17 protein-coding genes, 1 tRNA gene, 2 pseudogenes and 1 riboswitch are annotated in these 17,277 nt (G+C 43.4%); of the genes and pseudogenes, 6 read left to right on the top strand and 14 right to left on the bottom strand.

Translation table 11 applies throughout. From position 1 onward, the window contains the following. Positions 1-29: 29 nt before the first annotated feature. Positions 30-1,190, bottom strand: coding sequence for a tRNA epoxyqueuosine(34) reductase QueG (gene queG, locus M1M80_RS05140; RefSeq protein WP_003239634.1), 1,161 nt, complete (start codon positions 1,188-1,190; stop codon positions 30-32). An 82-nt stretch (positions 1,191-1,272) separates the two neighbouring features. Between queG and M1M80_RS05135 the strand changes: the two genes are divergently transcribed. Continuing rightward, positions 1,273-1,896, top strand: coding sequence for a B3/B4 domain-containing protein (locus M1M80_RS05135; protein WP_060398233.1), 624 nt, complete (start codon positions 1,273-1,275; stop codon positions 1,894-1,896). A 90-nt stretch (positions 1,897-1,986) separates the two neighbouring features. On the opposite strand, the gene M1M80_RS05130 is transcribed toward M1M80_RS05135, so the two are convergent. Further along, positions 1,987-2,060, bottom strand: a tRNA-Gly gene (locus M1M80_RS05130). Between the two features lie 193 nt (positions 2,061-2,253). Between M1M80_RS05130 and M1M80_RS05125 the strand changes: the two genes are divergently transcribed. Both M1M80_RS05125 and M1M80_RS05120 read left to right on the top strand, forming a co-directional pair. Continuing rightward, the gene (locus tag M1M80_RS05125) at positions 2,254-2,454 is read left to right on the top strand and encodes a helix-turn-helix transcriptional regulator (protein ID WP_060400008.1); all 201 of its coding nucleotides are present in this window, start codon (positions 2,254-2,256) and stop codon (positions 2,452-2,454) included. A 1-nt stretch (position 2,455) separates the two neighbouring features. Beyond that, positions 2,456-2,929 (top strand): hypothetical protein, encoded by a 474-nt coding sequence (locus M1M80_RS05120; RefSeq protein WP_060398232.1) that lies wholly within the window; start codon positions 2,456-2,458, stop codon positions 2,927-2,929. 17 nt (positions 2,930-2,946) lie between these two features. Here M1M80_RS05120 and rpsN read toward each other — a convergent pair whose 3' ends face one another. The 6 genes and pseudogenes from rpsN to M1M80_RS05090 form a co-directional block, all read right to left on the bottom strand. After that, the gene (rpsN, locus tag M1M80_RS05115) at positions 2,947-3,216 is read right to left on the bottom strand and encodes a 30S ribosomal protein S14 (protein ID WP_003239638.1); all 270 of its coding nucleotides are present in this window, start codon (positions 3,214-3,216) and stop codon (positions 2,947-2,949) included. A gap of 155 nt (positions 3,217-3,371) precedes the next feature. Further along, a pseudogene (locus M1M80_RS05110) lies at positions 3,372-3,586 on the bottom strand (hypothetical protein); the annotation flags it as partial. Between the two features lie 120 nt (positions 3,587-3,706). Continuing rightward, entirely contained in the window at positions 3,707-4,843 is a 1,137-nt protein-coding gene (gene ssuD / locus M1M80_RS05105; RefSeq protein WP_060398231.1) for an FMNH2-dependent alkanesulfonate monooxygenase, read from the bottom strand. Between the two features lie 22 nt (positions 4,844-4,865). Further along, positions 4,866-5,696 carry an ABC transporter permease gene (locus M1M80_RS05100; RefSeq protein WP_080428979.1) on the bottom strand — a complete coding sequence of 277 codons (831 nt, stop codon included), beginning with the start codon at positions 5,694-5,696 and terminating at the stop codon, positions 4,866-4,868. Continuing rightward, entirely contained in the window at positions 5,693-6,691 is a 999-nt protein-coding gene (locus M1M80_RS05095; RefSeq protein ID WP_060398230.1) for an aliphatic sulfonate ABC transporter substrate-binding protein, read from the bottom strand. The genes M1M80_RS05100 and M1M80_RS05095 overlap by 4 nt, the downstream gene beginning before the upstream one ends. A gap of 17 nt (positions 6,692-6,708) precedes the next feature. After that, positions 6,709-7,476, bottom strand: coding sequence for an ABC transporter ATP-binding protein (locus M1M80_RS05090; protein ID WP_003239643.1), 768 nt, complete (start codon positions 7,474-7,476; stop codon positions 6,709-6,711). Positions 7,477-7,886: 410 nt separating this feature from the next. On the opposite strand from M1M80_RS05090, the gene katA reads away from it, so the two are divergent. Beyond that, positions 7,887-9,338, top strand: a complete 1,452-nt coding sequence (gene katA / locus M1M80_RS05085) for a catalase KatA (RefSeq protein ID WP_060398229.1) — start codon at positions 7,887-7,889, stop codon at positions 9,336-9,338. A gap of 27 nt (positions 9,339-9,365) precedes the next feature. Here katA and M1M80_RS05080 read toward each other — a convergent pair. The 3 genes and pseudogenes from M1M80_RS05080 to M1M80_RS05070 form a co-directional block, all read right to left on the bottom strand. Continuing rightward, positions 9,366-9,561, bottom strand: a pseudogene (locus tag M1M80_RS05080) (FbpB family small basic protein); the annotation flags it as partial. Between the two features lie 132 nt (positions 9,562-9,693). Further along, positions 9,694-11,466 (bottom strand): phosphomethylpyrimidine synthase ThiC, encoded by a 1,773-nt coding sequence (gene thiC / locus M1M80_RS05075; protein ID WP_003239647.1) that lies wholly within the window; start codon positions 11,464-11,466, stop codon positions 9,694-9,696. Positions 11,467-11,598: 132 nt separating this feature from the next. Beyond that, positions 11,599-11,706, bottom strand: a riboswitch (TPP riboswitch). A gap of 68 nt (positions 11,707-11,774) precedes the next feature. After that, positions 11,775-12,467, bottom strand: coding sequence for a Type 1 glutamine amidotransferase-like domain-containing protein (locus tag M1M80_RS05070; protein WP_060398228.1), 693 nt, complete (start codon positions 12,465-12,467; stop codon positions 11,775-11,777). 114 nt (positions 12,468-12,581) lie between these two features. On the opposite strand from M1M80_RS05070, the gene M1M80_RS05065 reads away from it, so the two are divergent. Next, positions 12,582-12,845 carry a spore coat protein gene (locus M1M80_RS05065; protein ID WP_060398227.1) on the top strand — a complete coding sequence of 88 codons (264 nt, stop codon included), beginning with the start codon at positions 12,582-12,584 and terminating at the stop codon, positions 12,843-12,845. A gap of 53 nt (positions 12,846-12,898) precedes the next feature. Here M1M80_RS05065 and M1M80_RS05060 read toward each other — a convergent pair whose 3' ends face one another. Then, positions 12,899-13,102 (bottom strand): hypothetical protein, encoded by a 204-nt coding sequence (locus M1M80_RS05060; RefSeq protein ID WP_080030861.1) that lies wholly within the window; start codon positions 13,100-13,102, stop codon positions 12,899-12,901. 139 nt (positions 13,103-13,241) lie between these two features. On the opposite strand from M1M80_RS05060, the gene spo0M reads away from it, so the two are divergent. After that, the gene (gene spo0M, locus M1M80_RS05055) at positions 13,242-14,018 is read left to right on the top strand and encodes a sporulation control protein Spo0M (RefSeq protein ID WP_060398226.1); all 777 of its coding nucleotides are present in this window, start codon (positions 13,242-13,244) and stop codon (positions 14,016-14,018) included. An 895-nt stretch (positions 14,019-14,913) separates the two neighbouring features. On the opposite strand, the gene M1M80_RS05050 is transcribed toward spo0M, so the two are convergent. Beyond that, the gene (locus M1M80_RS05050; RefSeq protein ID WP_019713725.1) at positions 14,914-15,735 is read right to left on the bottom strand and encodes a class I SAM-dependent methyltransferase; all 822 of its coding nucleotides are present in this window, start codon (positions 15,733-15,735) and stop codon (positions 14,914-14,916) included. A 122-nt stretch (positions 15,736-15,857) separates the two neighbouring features. After that, on the bottom strand, positions 15,858-17,258 hold the full coding sequence (locus M1M80_RS05045; RefSeq protein WP_060398225.1) for an MATE family efflux transporter: 1,401 nt from the start codon (positions 17,256-17,258) through the stop codon (positions 15,858-15,860). Between the last annotated feature and the right edge of the window lie 19 nt (positions 17,259-17,277).

Genomic DNA, 17,277 nt, shown 5'->3' with positions numbered 1-17,277 from the left:
GTGTTTTTTCCTTCTTCTCTATACGTATGTCAAGACAGGCCTTGTTTAGTCATGCCTGAAGCTTTTAGCAAATCAATTCCTTTTTCAATTTCCAGCTTTGCCTCTTCATCCTTCTCTTTTTCCAGCGCTTTTTCAAGCTCTTCCGCGTATGCGGGGTCTCCGATTTTCCCGATTGCCCATGCAGCTGTTCCCCTGATGACAGGACGCGGATCCTTATGCATCAGTTCCGCCAATTCAGGCAGTGCGGAAGCATCCTTAAAGTGGGCAAGGGCGAGAATGGCGTTTCGCTGAATCGGTTTCTTCCCGCGCCAAGAACCTGAGACATGCCCGAATTTCTCCTTAAATTCACGGTTGCTGATGGTCAAGAGCGGCTTCAATAACGGTTTGGCTATCTCAGGGTCAGGCTCCATTTCCGGATGAAGATGAAAATCCTTCCCTTTATTAAGAGGACACACCGTTTGGCACGTATCGCATCCGTACAGGCGGTTTCCGATCTTTGTCCGGAATTCATCAGGCAAAAATCCTTTCGTCTGGGTCAGAAAAGAGATGCAGCGCTGCGCATTAAGCTGTCCCGGATTTACAAGCGCTCCCGTCGGGCAGGCGTCCAGACATTTCGTGCAAGAGCCGCACATATCTTCAATCGGCACATCAGGCTCAAAAGGTATATTCGTAATCATTTCTGCCAAATACACATAAGAGCCGTACTCAGGCGTTGTAATCATACAGTTTTTCGCACTGAATCCGATGCCGGCCCGTTCTGCAACCGCCCGATCAGACAATTCACCTGTATCAACCATTGACTTTGTTCTGATATCCTCATGCTTGCTTCTCAGAAATTCCTCCAGCAGATCGAGCTTTTCCCTCAGCACATCGTGATAGTCTTTGCCCCAGGAGGCTCTGCAAAAAATGCCCCTGCGCTCCGTTCTCGTGCTTCTCGGCGCATCCTTCATTCTGGAAGGATATGCGAGTGCAATCGCGACGATTGATTTCGCTTTCGGCAAAAGCAGCGTCGGCGTCACCCTTTTCTCAATATCGGGCTCTTCAAAGCCGGAAAGATAGCCGAGTGATTCTTGAAGAATCAAACGGTCTTTTAAACTGTCAAAAGTATCAGCGGTCGTAAAACCAATCTTGTCCACACCAATGCTTTTCGCGTATTCAATTAATTCTTCCTTGAGCTGATAAACGTTCATGTTTTGCACAGCCTCCTTTCTTTGTGATAAAACAATACAGGGTTTATAATAGGTTGATATCCCGTAACTGGAGTGAATGCTTGTGAATATCAAACTTGATTCTGTTATTACTGAACGTGCGGCCGGCTTACAAGCGGCGGCTGTGATTTATAAGAATATCGAAGTCAGTTCCTCTCCGCAAATGCTGAAAGGCAGGCTTCGCCTATTTCAAGAATCCCTGTTTTTCGACTATGCGGACGGCGGAATATCCGATGAATCCTTCGCCAAGGAATGGCAGGAACTTTTTAAACAGCTTAACCCTTCATTTGAGGGAGAAACAACCCCAATGGAGGACATGCTGATCCCGATATCCAAAGAACAGTTCATGGAAAGCAAGGATTCAGCCCATGACACCATCGATTTTTTTTCATTAAAATATTCTCTGCCCATTATGATTTATGATGCCGGCAAGCTTCATGAGCCAGTCCGCATCTCATTGGGTGAAAAAGAAAACATACTGCTTTACTCTGATCAAAACGGCATATTTGGCGATTTTAAAAAAAGCGTCAATCGCTGTCCCGTTATAGATGAGACCAAGAGCATGCTGCAAATCATCTTTTTCCCGCCATCGATTGAAAAAAACAGTGCTGTAAAACTCTTATCATCATTAACGAAAATGTTCGAACAAATTCACGGCGGCTCCCATACAGTACATTGGCTTACGTAAAAGAACACGAATGACGTGTTCTTTTTTACATAAAAAAACGCAATACTTCGTTTATCTGAGAAACGAAACACTGCGTTAATAACGTATGTATGGAGCGGGTGATGAGAATCGAACTCACGACATCAGCTTGGAAGGCTGAGGTTTTACCACTAAACTACACCCGCATTTGTGATTGTCAGCAACAGTACCGCTCTGACTTTTCTTATGTTACACGTTTATTGATTTTTCGTCAAGGGAATATGAAAATTTTGTCGAAAAAAAGTTTTATTTTTGTAAAGATGTTAAGTTTCATTTACATAATGTTAAGCATACTATACAATATATTCAATCGAGAATGTGAAGGGGACAGACGTCATGATGAAAAATAAAGTAAAAGAGCTGAGGGCACGTTTCGGCTATTCTCAAGAAAAACTCGGGGAAACGGTCGGCGTCACAAGACAGACTGTGGCAGCTATCGAAAAAGGCGATTATGTTCCCTCACTGCTATTAGCACTGAAAATCTGCAAAGCCTTCTCCAAGAAAATGGAGGATGTCTTTTGGTTAGAGGAGGAAAACTAAGATGAGCATGAAAACAAAAGCAGCTTTTCAACTTGTTCTATTTGGCCTTGCATGCTGGACGCTGATTTCGTACTTTGAAGCTTCAGAAGGCATTGCATCCTTTTTCCGCACAAAGAGCGGCGAGATGGTGTTTGAATTAAACCTCACCCCCTTTATACTGTTTGTTGCGGTGTCTGCGGTTTATTTGTACTTACAAAAGAAAAGCCGCCCTGCTGCAAAAAAGCTTCTTCTTCCTGATGAATTTGAAGAGCAGGACGAAAGAGAGAAGATGATGACGGCAAAAGCATGCCGCGCGTCATATATCGCCGTCTACTTCTCGCTTCCTGCCGCAGCGGTTCTTCTCATTTTTTATCCGCTTTTTCAATCGCGCATTCCGTTTTTCCCTATAATTATTGTGTTTATCATCATGATCATACAGCATCTATCCTACGTCATTTCTTTCAAGAAAAACGAAAAAAACTCCGGCGCGCTGTAATCGGCCGGAGTTTTTTCTTACCAGCTTGCTTTTTTCACACCGGGAATCTGGCCTTTATGGGCCAGCTCCCTGAAAGCGATTCTGGACAATTTAAACTTTCTCATATATCCTCTCGGGCGCCCCGTTACCATGCAGCGATTGTGGAGTCTTCCCGGTGCTGAATCTCTCGGCAGCTTGCTGAGTGCCTCGTAATCTCCTTTTTCTTTTAGCTCGCGTCTAATTGCAGCGTATTGTTCAACAAGCTGCTGGCGTTTTAACTCTTTTGCCACTTTTGATTTTTTAGCCAAGATATAGCCTCCTTCTCAAATCGAAATAATTACGATTTAAAATGTATCACGCACAATAAAAAAAAGCAAGCATACTGCTTTGTAAAACAGACGGCTGAAAGCCGCCCGTTTCTAGTGATGCAATTCCACATCATACAGTATCGCATCTTGATGATTTCAAAATAAACAAATTGTAATGTATCGGATTTTTCCTTAGAATAATCTGCACTTACCGGACCAACCCTCTCAACTAGCTACCCCTTTTGATAATGTTCGATGTACATGTCGGCTGAAGAAATACCTTCACTGATATTGACGGCTACGGCAATGAATGACTGTGAAGCTGCAGCATCCATTCAAGATCTGAGATGTCCGTAGCTTTGATTTCCATCTACTTTGAATGTCCGCATGCTTACAGCATAGCTAACAGGCAAATGACTGATGCGCTTATCAATGTGTTCAGAAAAACAGCCCCCTTTTTTGAATACCATGTTCGGGGACTGAATTTTACTTAAACTGACGCATTTTTCTCTTTGACAAAATAAGTGTTCCCGACCGCTTCTCCCCTTTTGTTCTGAAGCTTTCTCGTCCGCTCATTTTCAAATGGCAAAAGCGGAAACACAAGCTCTGCAAAATAATACGCTTCTTCTAAATGAGGATAGCCTGAGAAAATAAACGATTCTATGCCGAGTGCCTGGTACTCTGTTATCCGATCGGCAATAGTCTGCGGATCACCGACAAGAGCTGTCCCTGCCCCGCCTCTGACCAGGCCGATACCCGCCCACAGATTCGGGCTGATTTCAAGTTTCGTCCGATCGCCTTGGTGAAGGACGGCCATCCGCCGCTGGCCTGAAGAATCGTATCGGCTCAAAGCTGCCTGCGCTTTGGCGATGGTGTCATCATCTAAGTGGCTGATTAAGCGTTCAGCCGCTTCCCACGCCTCTTGTTCGGTTTCACGGGCAATGACATGCAGCCTGATGCCAAATCGAACGGATCTCCCCTCTTTTTCAGCTTGCTTTTTGACTCTCTCAATCTTTTCTTTTACTAGTTCAGGCGGCTCGCCCCACGTTAAATACACGTCTGTATGCTTTGCGGCTGCCTCAATCCCCGCCTGTGACGACCCTCCGAAATAGATAGGCGGATGCGGCGCTTGCTGCGGCGGGAAGAGCAGATTGCTGTTTTCTACTTTTATATGCTTACCTTCATAGGAAACCGTTTCTCCCTGCAAAAGCCTCCGCCAAACGGTTAAAAATTCGTCTGTCGCTTCATAGCGTTCATCATGGCTGATAAACAGGCCATCTCCAGCCAGCTCGTACGGATCGCCTCCTGCCACAACATTGATCAGCAGCCGGCCTTCTGAAATGCGGTCTAAGGTGGATGTCATTCTGGCTGCTAGAGAAGGCTGCATTAAACCGGGTCTTACCGCGACTAAAAACTTTAAGTCCTTTGTTTCTCCTGCCAGCGCCGATGCTGTAAGCCACGGGTCCTCGCACGATCTTCCCGTCGGCAGAAGAACACCCGTATACCCCAGCCTGTCAGCCGCCTGCGCGACTTGTTTAAAGTAAAGATGATCCGCTGTCCGTCCATCGCTTTCAGATCCTAAATATCTCGCGTCTCCATGAGTCGGTATAAACCAAAGAATTTCCATATCCATCTCCCCTTCACGTATATTACCCTTCGTAACTGTTTCTCCATTTTAATAGTTTTCGTTCAAGCAGCCTGACAAAGGAATCCGTCAGCTTTCCAACCACCGCAAAGATGATAATCCCGGCAAAGACTTTGTTTGTTTGTGAAAACTGTCTAGCATCCATGATCATGTAGCCGACTCCTGAGCTGGAGCCCATCAGCTCTGCTACAACAAGTCCGAGCCATGCAATGCCGAGCGATAAGCGAATGCCGAGCAATATATTCGGCAGAGATGCAGGCAATATCACTTTGGAAATCTGCTGATGCCATTTAAATTCAAGCACCCGGGCGACTTCAAACAGCTTCGCGTCAACGCCGCGGATGCCGTTAAATGTATTAATATAGACAGGAAAGAAGGCGCCAAGCGCAATCAGCAATATTTTAGATACTTCATCAAAACCGAACCATAAAATAAACAGCGGCGTAACCGCCAGATGCGGAACGGTTCTAAGCATTTGCAATGACGGATCAAGATACAGCTCCGTCCGTTTGGAGAATCCGGCCAAAATCCCGATGATCAAGCCAAGCCCTGCGCCAAGCAAAAAACCAAGCGCCGCCCGATAGATACTGATTTGCAGATGGCCGAACAGCTCACCGGAAAAAACAAGCTCTTTAAACGTCAGGACGATCGTAACGGGCGTAGGCAGCACTGTAGCGGACACAACACCAAGGCCGCCGATGATCTGCCAGATGGCAATGATGACAACGGGCAGCAAAAGCCCCTTCATCCAGCCGTATTTCATCCTTCGGGGCTTTTTTTGCACCACCTCCGTATTTGTTTTGGGCAGCGAACCTGCAGCCTCTGCTTTCATCATTGATCACCTCCGGAGGAATTTTCCTTTAACGCTTTTTTAATAAATGTGTTATCCACAACCTCTTTCACGTCGATCTTCTTGTCTATCGCCTTTGTTTGATATTGAAAATCTGCTGTCTCCTGCTGCGCTTTCACAATGTCGTCACTGATAACCTCATTCAGAGGCTCAGTATTTTTCAGCACATTTTTGACGACCTTTTTATCGAGATCTTTAATGTTTGCATACAAGTCCGCGGCTTCATCCGGATGTTCCTTTTGCCACACAACAGCCTTATTAAACACCTTCAGAAAACGGACCACTTCGTCTGGATGCTCCTCTGAAAACTTTGTTCTTACTAGAGTAAATCCGGGTGAATATAAATCTGTGCTTTCCCCGTTCACAAGGATTTTTGCCCCATGCTTGATTGTTTCTAAAGATAAGTACGGCTCCCAGATGGACCAGGCATCAACAGATCCGTTTTCAAATGCGGAGGCGGCTTCATCGGGCTGAAGCTGAATGATCGTCACATCATTAGCTGACAAACCCACTTGATCAAGCGCTTTATACAGAAAATCAAAACCGCTGCTGCCTTTGGCGACTGCAATTTTCTTTCCCTTTAAGTCCTTGACGTCCTGAATGCCGCTGTTTTGATTCACAAGGATGCCATTCGCCTTCAACCCATCCTGGGATAAACCGATTTCTTTAAAATCAATCCCTGCCGCCTGTCCTGAGATCACAGGCGAATTGCCGACCTGAGAAAAATCAAGTTTGTCTGCCGCAAGGCCTTCAAATTGGGGCGGACCGCTTTGAAACTCCACCCACTTCACTTTGATGCCTTCTTTTTCAAATGCATCCTCAAACCAGCCTTTCTCCTTCGCAATCAAAAGCGGGCTTAAGCTTTGTTGAATACCGATTCGAATTTCTTTCAATGGTTTGTGATCACCGCTGGCTCCATTTGCTCCGCAGCCTGCGAGCAGAAAAAAAACGGTAACCAATACAATGAGTCCTTTTTTCATTTCTGCTTCCGCCCTTTCTATATCCCTGATCCCTCAGCGTACTCTAGATCTTCTGTTTTCTCGAATTCCGACAGCACTTTCTGTCTGATCGCTTGGAAATCCGGAGTCGTCCGGTTTCGCGGATACGCCAGATGAATGGGCATCAGCTTATGGATGTTCCCCGGTTTGGCCTTAAGGATCGCAAGCTCATTTCCTAAATAAACAGATTCATCTATATCATGAGTGACGAGAATCATCGTTGTTTTTTTCCTCCGCCATATATCCAGCAGCACGTCCTGCAGGTGTTTTCTTGTAAAAGCGTCGAGTGCACCAAACGGTTCATCTAAAAGCAGCACCTCAGGCTCCCGCAGAAGGGCCCGTGCGATAGCCACTCTTTGTGACATACCGCCTGACAGCTCACGAGGATATGCTTTCTCCGATCCTTTCAATCTGACAATCTCGATCAGTTCATCCACCTTCTGTTTGACTTTTGGATCTTTCAAGTTCAAATCAGCGGCAATATTCTGCTCAACCGTCAGCCATGGAAAGAGACGGTGCTCCTGAAAAATAAATCCTTGCTGAATACCCGGAGCTGTTACGCTGCGTCCGTTAATTTCAACACTCCCGTCATAATCAGAATCAAGTCCTGCAATAATCTTTAACAGAGTGCTTTTTCCGCACCCGCTCGGTCCGATGACCGTTAGAAATTCACCTGGTGCGATTGATAATTGAATGTTCTCCAAGACCGTTGTTTTGCGGCCCTCTTGAACAAATGCCTTTTCTTTGATGCTGATGGTCACAGCCACTTTTATCCCTCTCTTTCTGCCAACCCCGCCTTCTAAAAAAACAAAAAGGCCCCCATCTCTGTTCTTTATAGAGATGAGAGCCTTCGGCGGTCCGATCAGCTGCCCAATTGTTTTTTTGTTTGAATATCATGTTAATTCAAATTATTCCGATATGTCAACTATTTTTTAAACGAGATTTTTGTCAGCCTTGTTTATCACTTACTCTGCTTGTTTCGCAAATAGAGAGGAAAAAAATCATTTCTTCAAAAATCTTTTCTCTCTCCTATAAGCTGTTATAACAATGGTTTATCAACATTTTTAATACTAGATATCCCTTAATAGAGATAACTATTTTATAATAATTATAAAATAATATTGACTTTTTACTTAGAGATGATATTATGTTTTTATAAATTCCAAGAGGTGATCATATGAGTTCAAATAAACTGACAACTAGCTGGGGCGCCCCGGTTGGAGATAATCAAAATTCGATGACAGCCGGTTCTCGCGGACCAACTTTAATCCAAGATGTACATTTACTCGAAAAATTGGCCCATTTCAACAGAGAACGTGTTCCCGAACGTGTCGTTCACGCCAAAGGAGCAGGCGCACACGGATATTTTGAAGTGACAAACGATGTAACAAAATACACGAAAGCCGCTTTCCTTTCTGAAGTCGGCAAACGCACACCTTTGTTCATCCGTTTCTCAACAGTTGCCGGTGAACTTGGCTCGGCTGATACTGTTCGCGACCCACGCGGATTTGCTGTTAAATTTTATACTGAAGAAGGAAACTACGACATCGTCGGTAACAATACACCGGTATTCTTCATCCGCGATGCGATTAAGTTCCCTGATTTCATCCATACACAAAAAAGAGATCCAAAAACACACTTGAAAAACCCTACAGCTGTATGGGATTTCTGGTCACTTTCACCAGAGTCATTACACCAAGTAACAATCCTGATGTCTGACCGCGGAATCCCTGCAACACTTCGCCACATGCACGGCTTCGGGAGCCATACATTCAAATGGACAAATGCCGAAGGTGAAGGCGTATGGATTAAATATCACTTTAAAACAGAACAAGGCGTGAAAAACCTTGATGTCAATACGGCGGCTAAAATTGCCGGTGAAAACCCTGATTACCATACAGAAGATCTATTCAACGCGATCGAAAATGGTGACTTCCCTGCATGGAAACTATATGTGCAAATCATGCCTTTAGAAGATGCAAATACGTATCGCTTCGATCCGTTTGATGTTACAAAAGTTTGGTCTCAAAAAGACTATCCGTTAATCGAGGTCGGACGCATGGTTCTAGACAGAAATCCGGAAAACTACTTTGCAGAAGTGGAACAAGCGACATTCTCACCTGGAACACTCGTGCCTGGTATTGATGTTTCTCCGGATAAAATGCTTCAAGGCCGACTGTTTGCTTATCATGACGCACACCGCTACCGTGTCGGTGCAAACCATCAAGCGCTGCCAATCAACCGCGCACGCAACGAAGTGAACAATTATCAGCGTGACGGACAAATGCGCTTTGACAATAACGGCGGCGGATCTGTTTATTATGAGCCTAACAGCTTCGGCGGTCCGAAAGAGTCACCTGAGGATAAACAAGCTGCATATCCGGTACAAGGAATCGCTGACAGCGTAAGCTACGATCACAATGACCACTACACACAAGCCGGTGATCTCTATCGTTTAATGAGCGAGGATGAGCGTGCCCGCCTTGTTAAAAATATTGTTAACGCCATGAAGCCGGTAGAAAAAGAAGAAATCAAACTTCGCCAAATCGAGCATTTCTACAAAGCGGATCCTGAATACGGAAAACGCGTGGCAGAAGGCCTTGGATTGCCAATTAAAAAAGATGCTTAATATAAATGCAAAAACCCGCTGTAAATAGCGGGTTTTTTTATATTTAGTGACGCACTGCCGTATGCTTCTCATCAATCTTCATATAAATTTCCTCCATCAGCTCCGCACTGTTCATAATCTCTCGTTTGTTTTTTTCAATCAGGAGCTCCAGCGGTAAAATCTGATTTCCGTATGTTTTTCGCTTCTTGAATCGCTTTCTCCCCTTCTCTTTTTTGATTCCCATCACTGTTCCCTCCTTTTTTCATACAAAAAAGGCCCTTATCTAAAAGATAAGAGCCTTCGGTGTTCCGATCAGCAAATGCTGGAAATGTATATTAGCTATATTAAAACGTATTCCATTTCGCCTGTCAATCTATTATTTATACAGCTGGCTGCCTTGATTCACAAATTCTTCGGCTTTTTCTTTCATCCCCTCTTGAATCGCATCCCATTCACTAATCTCTTTATCCTTCGCATAATCCCGAATATCCTGAGAAATTCTCATGCTGCAAAACTTCGGTCCGCACATTGAACAGAAATGAGCGGTTTTTGCTCCTTCAGCCGGCAGGGTTTCATCATGATATTCAAGCGCTCTTTCCGGATCAAGAGATAGATTAAACTGGTCTCGCCAGCGGAATTCAAAGCGGGCTTTCGATAACGCATCATCCCGTATTTGCGCTCCGGGATGCCCTTTTGCAAGGTCTGCCGCGTGCGCAGCAATTTTATATGTAATGACTCCTTCACGAACATCATCACGATTTGGCAGCCCCAAATGCTCCTTCGGCGTTACATAACAAAGCATTGCTGTCCCATACCAGCCGATCATCGCCGCTCCGATCGCTGAAGTAATATGGTCATAGCCCGGTGCAATATCTGTCGTCAGAGGCCCCAATGTGTAAAAAGGCGCTTCTTTGCAAATGTCCATTTGTTTATCGACGTTCTCTTTGATTTTATGCATCGGCACATGCCCCGGTCCCTCAATCATTACCTGAACATCATGCTTCCAGGCAATTTGTGTCAGCTCTCCAAGCGTCTCTAATTCAGCAAACTGCGCTTCGTCATTGGCATCAGCGATTGATCCGGGACGCAGACCATCCCCAAGAGAAAAAGCAATATCATACGTTTTCATGATTTCACAGATTTCTTCAAAATGAGTATACAGAAAGCTTTCCTGATGATGAGCCAGACACCACTGCGCCATAATCGCTCCCCCGCGTGACACGATTCCAGTTGTCCGTTTGGCAGTCAGCGGCACATACCGAAGCAAAACACCAGCGTGTATCGTAAAATAATCCACTCCCTGCTCTGCCTGCTCGATCAGCGTATCACGATAAATCTCCCACGTTAAATCCTCCGCTACGCCGTTTACCTTTTCAAGCGCCTGATAAATCGGAACAGTTCCAACAGGCACAGGGCAATTGCGGATAATCCATTCACGCGTCGTATGAATGTCTTTTCCGGTGGAAAGATCCATCATCGTATCCGCTCCCCAGCGAATGGCCCAGGTCATTTTTTCCACTTCTTCTTCAATTGATGACGTAACCGCTGAATTCCCGATATTCGCATTAATCTTCACATGAAAATTCCGGCCGATAATCATCGGTTCGCTTTCAGGGTGATTAATATTTGAAGGAATGATCGCCCGGCCGCTGGCTACCTCATCTCTGACAAATTCGGGAGACACATGCTCGCGTATTGCGATAAACTCCATCTCTGGTGTAATGATCCCTTTTTTGGCATAATGCATTTGTGTGACATTTTGACCCGCTTTCGCCCGCAGCGGGTTCCGCTTTAGTCCTGGGTAGCTTACGTTTGGATTTGCTTTTTTATAACCGTTATCTTCTGGTTTTATAGCTCGTCCTTCATATTGTTCAACATCGCTGCGCTCCGTGATCCATTTTTGGCGGAGCGGCTTTAACCCTTCTTGAATATTAATGGTCACATCAGGGTCGGTATACGGTCCGCTTGTATCATAGACACGCACAGGCGCGTTTTCCTCTTCGCCGAACGACCCTGTCGTCGGACTCAATGCGATTTCCCTCATCGGCACTTGGATGTCCGAAGAAGAACCTTCCACATACACTTTCTTGCTCCCCGAAAAACTCGACATAATGGAAATGTTGGCTTGCTGCACTGAATTGTTTTGCATTACTTATCCTTCCCCTCTCTTCGTTTGAAAGGACAAAATCAAGCCCATAACCAGCACAAAAAACCGGATTCAAATGAATGAACCCGGTTACAGTCAGAAAGAAACATATTATTGCCCAGCAAGACAATAATAAAAACAATTCCTCTACTTCCCCACGCTGGTACGAACCAGATCAGGTCCAAAGGGTTAAGAAGCTTACCTTCTCTCTCAGCCCGAAAGCGGGCACCCCCAGTAACTATTAATTTCGGACTCATCTTAACATAAAACCAATCGAAAAAAAAGAGGAATATAGAAAATATTCAGCTAATTCATCCCAAATAGTTGACCGACAGCGGCGTTTCAGATATTTCATGATCACCCATCATCACCCGATATGCCCTTGCACCCGGTCTTGAACTCACTGTCTGAAACAGCTGATCATTTATGAAATGGAGAGCTGCTCCGTCGTCCGCCGCATAGCCATCGCACAAGAATTCGTTAGATATCAGCTGGTGGTATATCGGTCTCCGATCCTTTTCACCGTCATAATGAGGACAAAAGCTCCCTTGCAACAAACCTAAACTTTTCATGCTTGTCAGCGGTCCGGCTGAATCTGTCACCCCTTCTTCAAACCAGCAGATCGCACCTGCACTTAAACCAGCTAAAATCACACCGTTCTTCCATGCTTCCCTGAGAATAAGATCCAGCCCCCACTCTTTCCACAGCACAAGCATATTCCTCGTATTTCCCCCGCCGACATAAATTATGTCCTTTTCCATAACAAAAGAAATTAAATCTGTTGACGGCGGCTTAAATAAGGATAAATGAGACGGCACACAATCCAGTGTTTGAAATGCATCATAAAACCGCTGAACATAGTTTTGGGAATCACCACTCGCCGTCGGCAAAAAACAAACGCGAGGCGACTTCCGGTCTGATTGATTGATGATATATTGATCGAGGGACAAATTTTTCGGCTCCATCGAAAAACCCCCGCCGCCCATCGCAATAATCTGTTTCATCATCTCACCGCCTGACAAAATTTGTTATTCATTATAGCATTTTGTATAAAAACAAGATAGCAAGCCAAATACTTTCTTATCACGGGAACTAGAAAATAAGGAAGTGGATTGCCATTGAACAATGTCTCTAACCCGATAAACGCCAAAGACATACCTGCATTTGTACTTAATTTCTTAATAACAATAAAAACAAGCATTAACAATTACACTGTCGCGATGACAGAAACCTCGAACCCTCACCTCCGAAGAGCATTGCGTGATCAATTAGATGCAGCTGTTTATCTGCATGGAGAACTTTCTGAACTCCTGATGGAAAAAGGCTTGATCCTGGATAAACAATTGCAAATCGATTCGCTTTTATCTTGCAGAGAACTGTAACAAAGTCATATAAAAAAGACGGTCTCTCATTTACGAGAGACCGTCTCTTCCTTTTATTGCTCCACTCTTCTTAAAGCCTCGTTTACCGTTTCTTTTATAAACGTATCTTCTCCGCTCAAGCGGTCTAAACTGAGATCGCCGTTTCTCAGCCGTTCAGATATATTGTTTATATCCTCTTCTACCGTGATTTGCAGTTCACCAGCCAAAAACATTCTGTGTAATTCATCAGCAACCATACTTTCTTTATTCATTTCAATCCGCTCCTTTGCTTTCAATATTATTCTTAGTCTGTCCCTAGGCCGGACGAATAATAGGAAAAAAGTATGAAACAAATGAATCTTTTTTCCTCCTTCTTACGTATACCTGTTGAGAAAAAGAAAAAGGGGAAGATTTAACATGTCATTTTTTAAGAAGCTTGCGGCAAGTGCCGGAATCGGTGCTGCAAAAGTAGATACGATTTTAGAGAAAGACGCATATTATCCTGGAGAGGAAGTGCGGGGTACTGTACATGTCAATGGCGGAAAAATCGCTCAGGATATCCGCTATATTGACTTACAGCTTAATACACGGTACGTCATTGTAAAAGACGATGAAGAGCACCGGAAATACGCTACAATTCATTCTTTCCGGGTCACTGGTTCATTTACCATTCAGCCTGGAGAACAGCATCAATTTCCGTTCTCATTCATTCTCCCACTGGATACACCAATCACTGTAGGGAAAGTAGAGGTCGCCGTGGTGACAGACCTTGACATTCAAGGCGGTATTGACAAATCAGATCACGATCGAATTTTCGTTGAAGCGCACCCTTGGATCGAAAGTGTGCTGAAAGCAATCGAAAACCTGGGCTTCCGCCTTAACGAAGCAGACTGCGAACAAGCACCTTACTTCCAGCGCCGCCTTCCGTTCGTTCAAGAATTTGAGTTCATTCCGACATCAGGCTACTATCGTCAGATGCTTGATGAATTAGAGCTTATTTTCCTTTTAGACGAAGACGGTTTAGACATTATTTTCGAAGTCGACCGCAGAGCAAGAGGACTGCGAGGATGGCTGGAAGAGATGTATAATGACGGAGAACAGCTCGTACGCGTCCGCTTCAGCCAATCAGAGCTTGAGGATGCAGAAGGGCTTGAAGAGGTGTTAGAAGAGATTTTAGACCAATACGCTGAGTAAACAATACAGGGGTCATACACACTACCTTAGCTACAAAAATAAAACCCACTTCTTAATTAAAATATACCCTATAAGTAGACAATTTAGAAAAAGTCTATCCTATGGGGTACTTTTGTGTTTAATGGGGGGATTCAGTAAGTGAGGAGATGAGAAACAATGAGTAAACATTTATTTGGCGATGAAGATATACAAATTATTCGAGCTAATCCTTATATAAAGTCAGGTACACCTATAAGGCATCACTTATAGAGATACATTTAAACGATTATTCATTCAGAAAAAGAGAAAGGGAAATTCCCGGCGCAAATTTTTGAAGAACAAGTAATTAGAGTTGATAGGAAAGAAAAAGATGGAGGTTCTAGGAACCGATGGAAAGCAGCTTACCAGTAGTAAAAAGAGAAGTGAAGTGAAGTGACATGTGACGCATTACAATGACTATAGATGCAATGGTATAAAAAAAGATGATCCCTGTCTTATACAGAGATCACCTTCTACTTAACGCTGTATAGTTATTTCTAAAATTGACCTTTACATAGAGCACTTCTAATTAGAAATGGGTTTTTAACTACTTACAAAAAAGTTTCCTTATTCTTCTTTAACAGACCTTTTTCACGATGTTAACTTTTTAATTCATGTTAAAAATTACAACATTTTATGTAGTATCATTATTAATTAACATTTTGAAGCACTTGGTTCACAGTCACAATCCCCCCGTGACAGTGAACCACCGCCGCCATTCTTTGCGATTTAAGCAGCGATTGCCCCAAAAATCATAGGGACTGTAATTGATATAAAGAGATTAAAACACCCTGCTTCAAGGTTCAGTATACGGGTTACGCTTTGGTTTATTTACATATGTCTATCTAGATCCTTAAAAAGCATTTTGAACTAGCGTTTATACAGTTTTTTCACCGACAGCTAGGCACAATTGTCGGACAATCGCATGATGCTTATCCTGCACCATCTTTCTCCAGCTAACCGATATCTTCCCTAGGTCTTTGCTTGATAAAAAACCATCCTGTACCAGCTTGTATGGGATTCCAACACCTTCGGATTGGAAAAACATCTCATCTCCTAATATTGTACTATGAGCATTGACAATATCAAATTGGACATTAGTAAATCCCCCATCTTTTAGAATTTGCGGCAACTCACGCCCAATTTTTGGATTGCCCCCTTCGGCAAACCTAGCTTGACAGTAGGCATCATATAACTCTCTTAAGCCTGAAACATGCGGGTAGGTCATAATATGCATCTCAAAATCATTATCAACCAAGATTACTTTTCCACCCGGCTTCAAGATTCGGTATATTTCCTTAATAGCTTTTGTAGGATCTGGCAAATGCTCCAATACCAAACGTGAAATTGCAAAATCAAATGTGTTGTCCTCCATGCCGGTCTGAATAATATCTCCCTCATACACTTGCCATCTACTTTGTTTTTCCTTTTTTAAATAATCCGTGGCATAATCAACCAATAAGCGATCAATCTCTAGACCGGTCACATTCGCGTGGGGGATATGTGTTAACAACTTCTCTAAAAGAAAACCTGGCCCAGAACCTAGTTCAATAACGGCTTTTGCACCAGTCAAACCATGCGACTGATAGTGCTTCCATTCGTTAGCCCAAAATAGATCAACCTGGGCCTTTAGCCGGTTAATCTCACCTTCTATACTATTTGCAATATCTGCAATGTGATAAGAGCCAGATGAATTCATATTATTCCAGCAGGAAGAGTCGCGACTCCTGCCTTCCCCCCTTCTAAGAGAATTGACTCAAAAATATTATTTAATTATCAGTATATATCCAATAAAATACCCTGCTTCAAAAGGCTAGTACCTTACGTGTTCGATTCGTGGAAATCCGCAGATTTGGTACGAGACCCAGGATCTTGTTCTTGAATCATTTCTTTTTGCATTTGTTTTAAACTAAAGACGACAAAAGTTACAGAAATAGCTGCAGAGCAAAAATCTGAGATCGGACCAGAAATCAACACCCCTTTTAGACCTAAGAATGGGGGTAAGATTAGCATCAATGGAATGAGGATCAATACCTGTCGAATTAAACTGAGAAAAATAGATTGTTTGGCTTTGCCCAATGCCTGAAAAAATCCCGCTCCAACAATTTGTAAACCAAGTAACGGCGTAAAGAATAGGAAAATGACCATAGCATGACTGCCAAACTGAATTAACTCTTCGTTTTGATTAAATATCGCCACTAGGCTATCCGGAATAAAATAAATGAAAAGAGAGGCAACGACCGCAATTACTGTGGATAATACCATAGCTGATACTAGAATACTTTTAACTCTTTTATAATTTCCAGCTCCAAAGTTATACCCTATAATTGGCTGGATTCCTAAGCTAATACCCCAGATAGGCAGCATTATAAAGGTTTGCACCGCATTAACTACATTCATTCCTGCGATCGCCGTACTTCCACCATGATTTAACATCACATTATTCATAACGATCATCATTACACTGGTTGCCATCTGTGTAATAAAGGACCCCCCACCTAGCGCAAAGATTCGTCCCACCAAATGACCGCTAAGCCGCATATTTTTTAAGCGAATCTTTAAAACGCTCTTACCTGTAAAAAAGTGCGACATTACCCAGATGAACGATATCAACTGAGAAATACCTGTAGCCAAGCCCGCACCTTTCATCCCCCAATCAAAACCAAATATAAAGATAGGGGCTAAAATGACATTAAGAATAGACCCAATCAACAAGGTAAACATTGATTTTTTCGGATTGCCGTCTGCTCTAATAAAGTTATTCATACCCGATCCAACAATCATAAAAATGCTAGCTAAAAGGATAATTCGTGTATAATCTACAGCATGGGGCAGTATTTCTTCATTTGCTCCAAACGCAGCAAGAATAGGATCTAAAAATATCCAAAACAAAACTATAAATCCAACAGAAACTAAAATCAAAAGGGTTAACGCATTTCCCATTACACGCTCAGCTTCATTATTATTGTTCTCCCCAAGGCGAATCGACGTCAATGCAGTTGCTCCTGTACCGATGAGATTAGCGAAAGCCATAATACCCATCATAACCGGAAAAGAAATGGCAATTCCAGCTATCCCTATGTCCCCAACGCCATGTCCAATAAAAGCTCTGTCAATGATATTATAGGAAGCTCCTACAAATAAACCAATAATCATCGGCAATGAATAAGTGAAAAGTAACTTAAGCGTATTCTCTTCTCGTAATGCATCTGTATTATTCATTTTTTCCCTCCAAATTTAA

Source organism: Bacillus inaquosorum (assembly GCF_023238325.1).
Classification (GTDB): domain Bacteria; phylum Bacillota; class Bacilli; order Bacillales; family Bacillaceae; genus Bacillus; species Bacillus inaquosorum.
This window is presented reverse-complemented; position numbering and strand designations above follow the sequence as displayed.

Excerpts from the sequence above, each read along its gene's own strand:
- ssuD (WP_060398231.1), bottom strand. The coding sequence starts at position 4,843 with ATGGAAATTCTTTGGTTTATACCGACTCATGGAGACGCGAGATATTTA.
- M1M80_RS05100 (WP_080428979.1), bottom strand. The coding sequence starts at position 5,696 with ATGATGAAAGCAGAGGCTGCAGGTTCGCTGCCCAAAACAAATACGGAG.
- thiC (WP_003239647.1), bottom strand. The coding sequence starts at position 11,466 with ATGCAAAACAATTCAGTGCAGCAAGCCAACATTTCCATTATGTCGAGT.
- katA (WP_060398229.1), top strand. The coding sequence starts at position 7,887 with ATGAGTTCAAATAAACTGACAACTAGCTGGGGCGCCCCGGTTGGAGAT.
- queG (WP_003239634.1), bottom strand. The coding sequence starts at position 1,190 with ATGAACGTTTATCAGCTCAAGGAAGAATTAATTGAATACGCGAAAAGC.
- spo0M (WP_060398226.1), top strand. The coding sequence starts at position 13,242 with ATGTCATTTTTTAAGAAGCTTGCGGCAAGTGCCGGAATCGGTGCTGCA.
- M1M80_RS05050 (WP_019713725.1), bottom strand. The coding sequence starts at position 15,735 with ATGAATTCATCTGGCTCTTATCACATTGCAGATATTGCAAATAGTATA.
- M1M80_RS05045 (WP_060398225.1), bottom strand. The coding sequence starts at position 17,258 with ATGAATAATACAGATGCATTACGAGAAGAGAATACGCTTAAGTTACTT.
- M1M80_RS05070 (WP_060398228.1), bottom strand. The coding sequence starts at position 12,467 with ATGAAACAGATTATTGCGATGGGCGGCGGGGGTTTTTCGATGGAGCCG.
- M1M80_RS05125 (WP_060400008.1), top strand. The coding sequence starts at position 2,254 with ATGAAAAATAAAGTAAAAGAGCTGAGGGCACGTTTCGGCTATTCTCAA.
- M1M80_RS05120 (WP_060398232.1), top strand. The coding sequence starts at position 2,456 with ATGAGCATGAAAACAAAAGCAGCTTTTCAACTTGTTCTATTTGGCCTT.
- M1M80_RS05095 (WP_060398230.1), bottom strand. The coding sequence starts at position 6,691 with ATGAAAAAAGGACTCATTGTATTGGTTACCGTTTTTTTTCTGCTCGCA.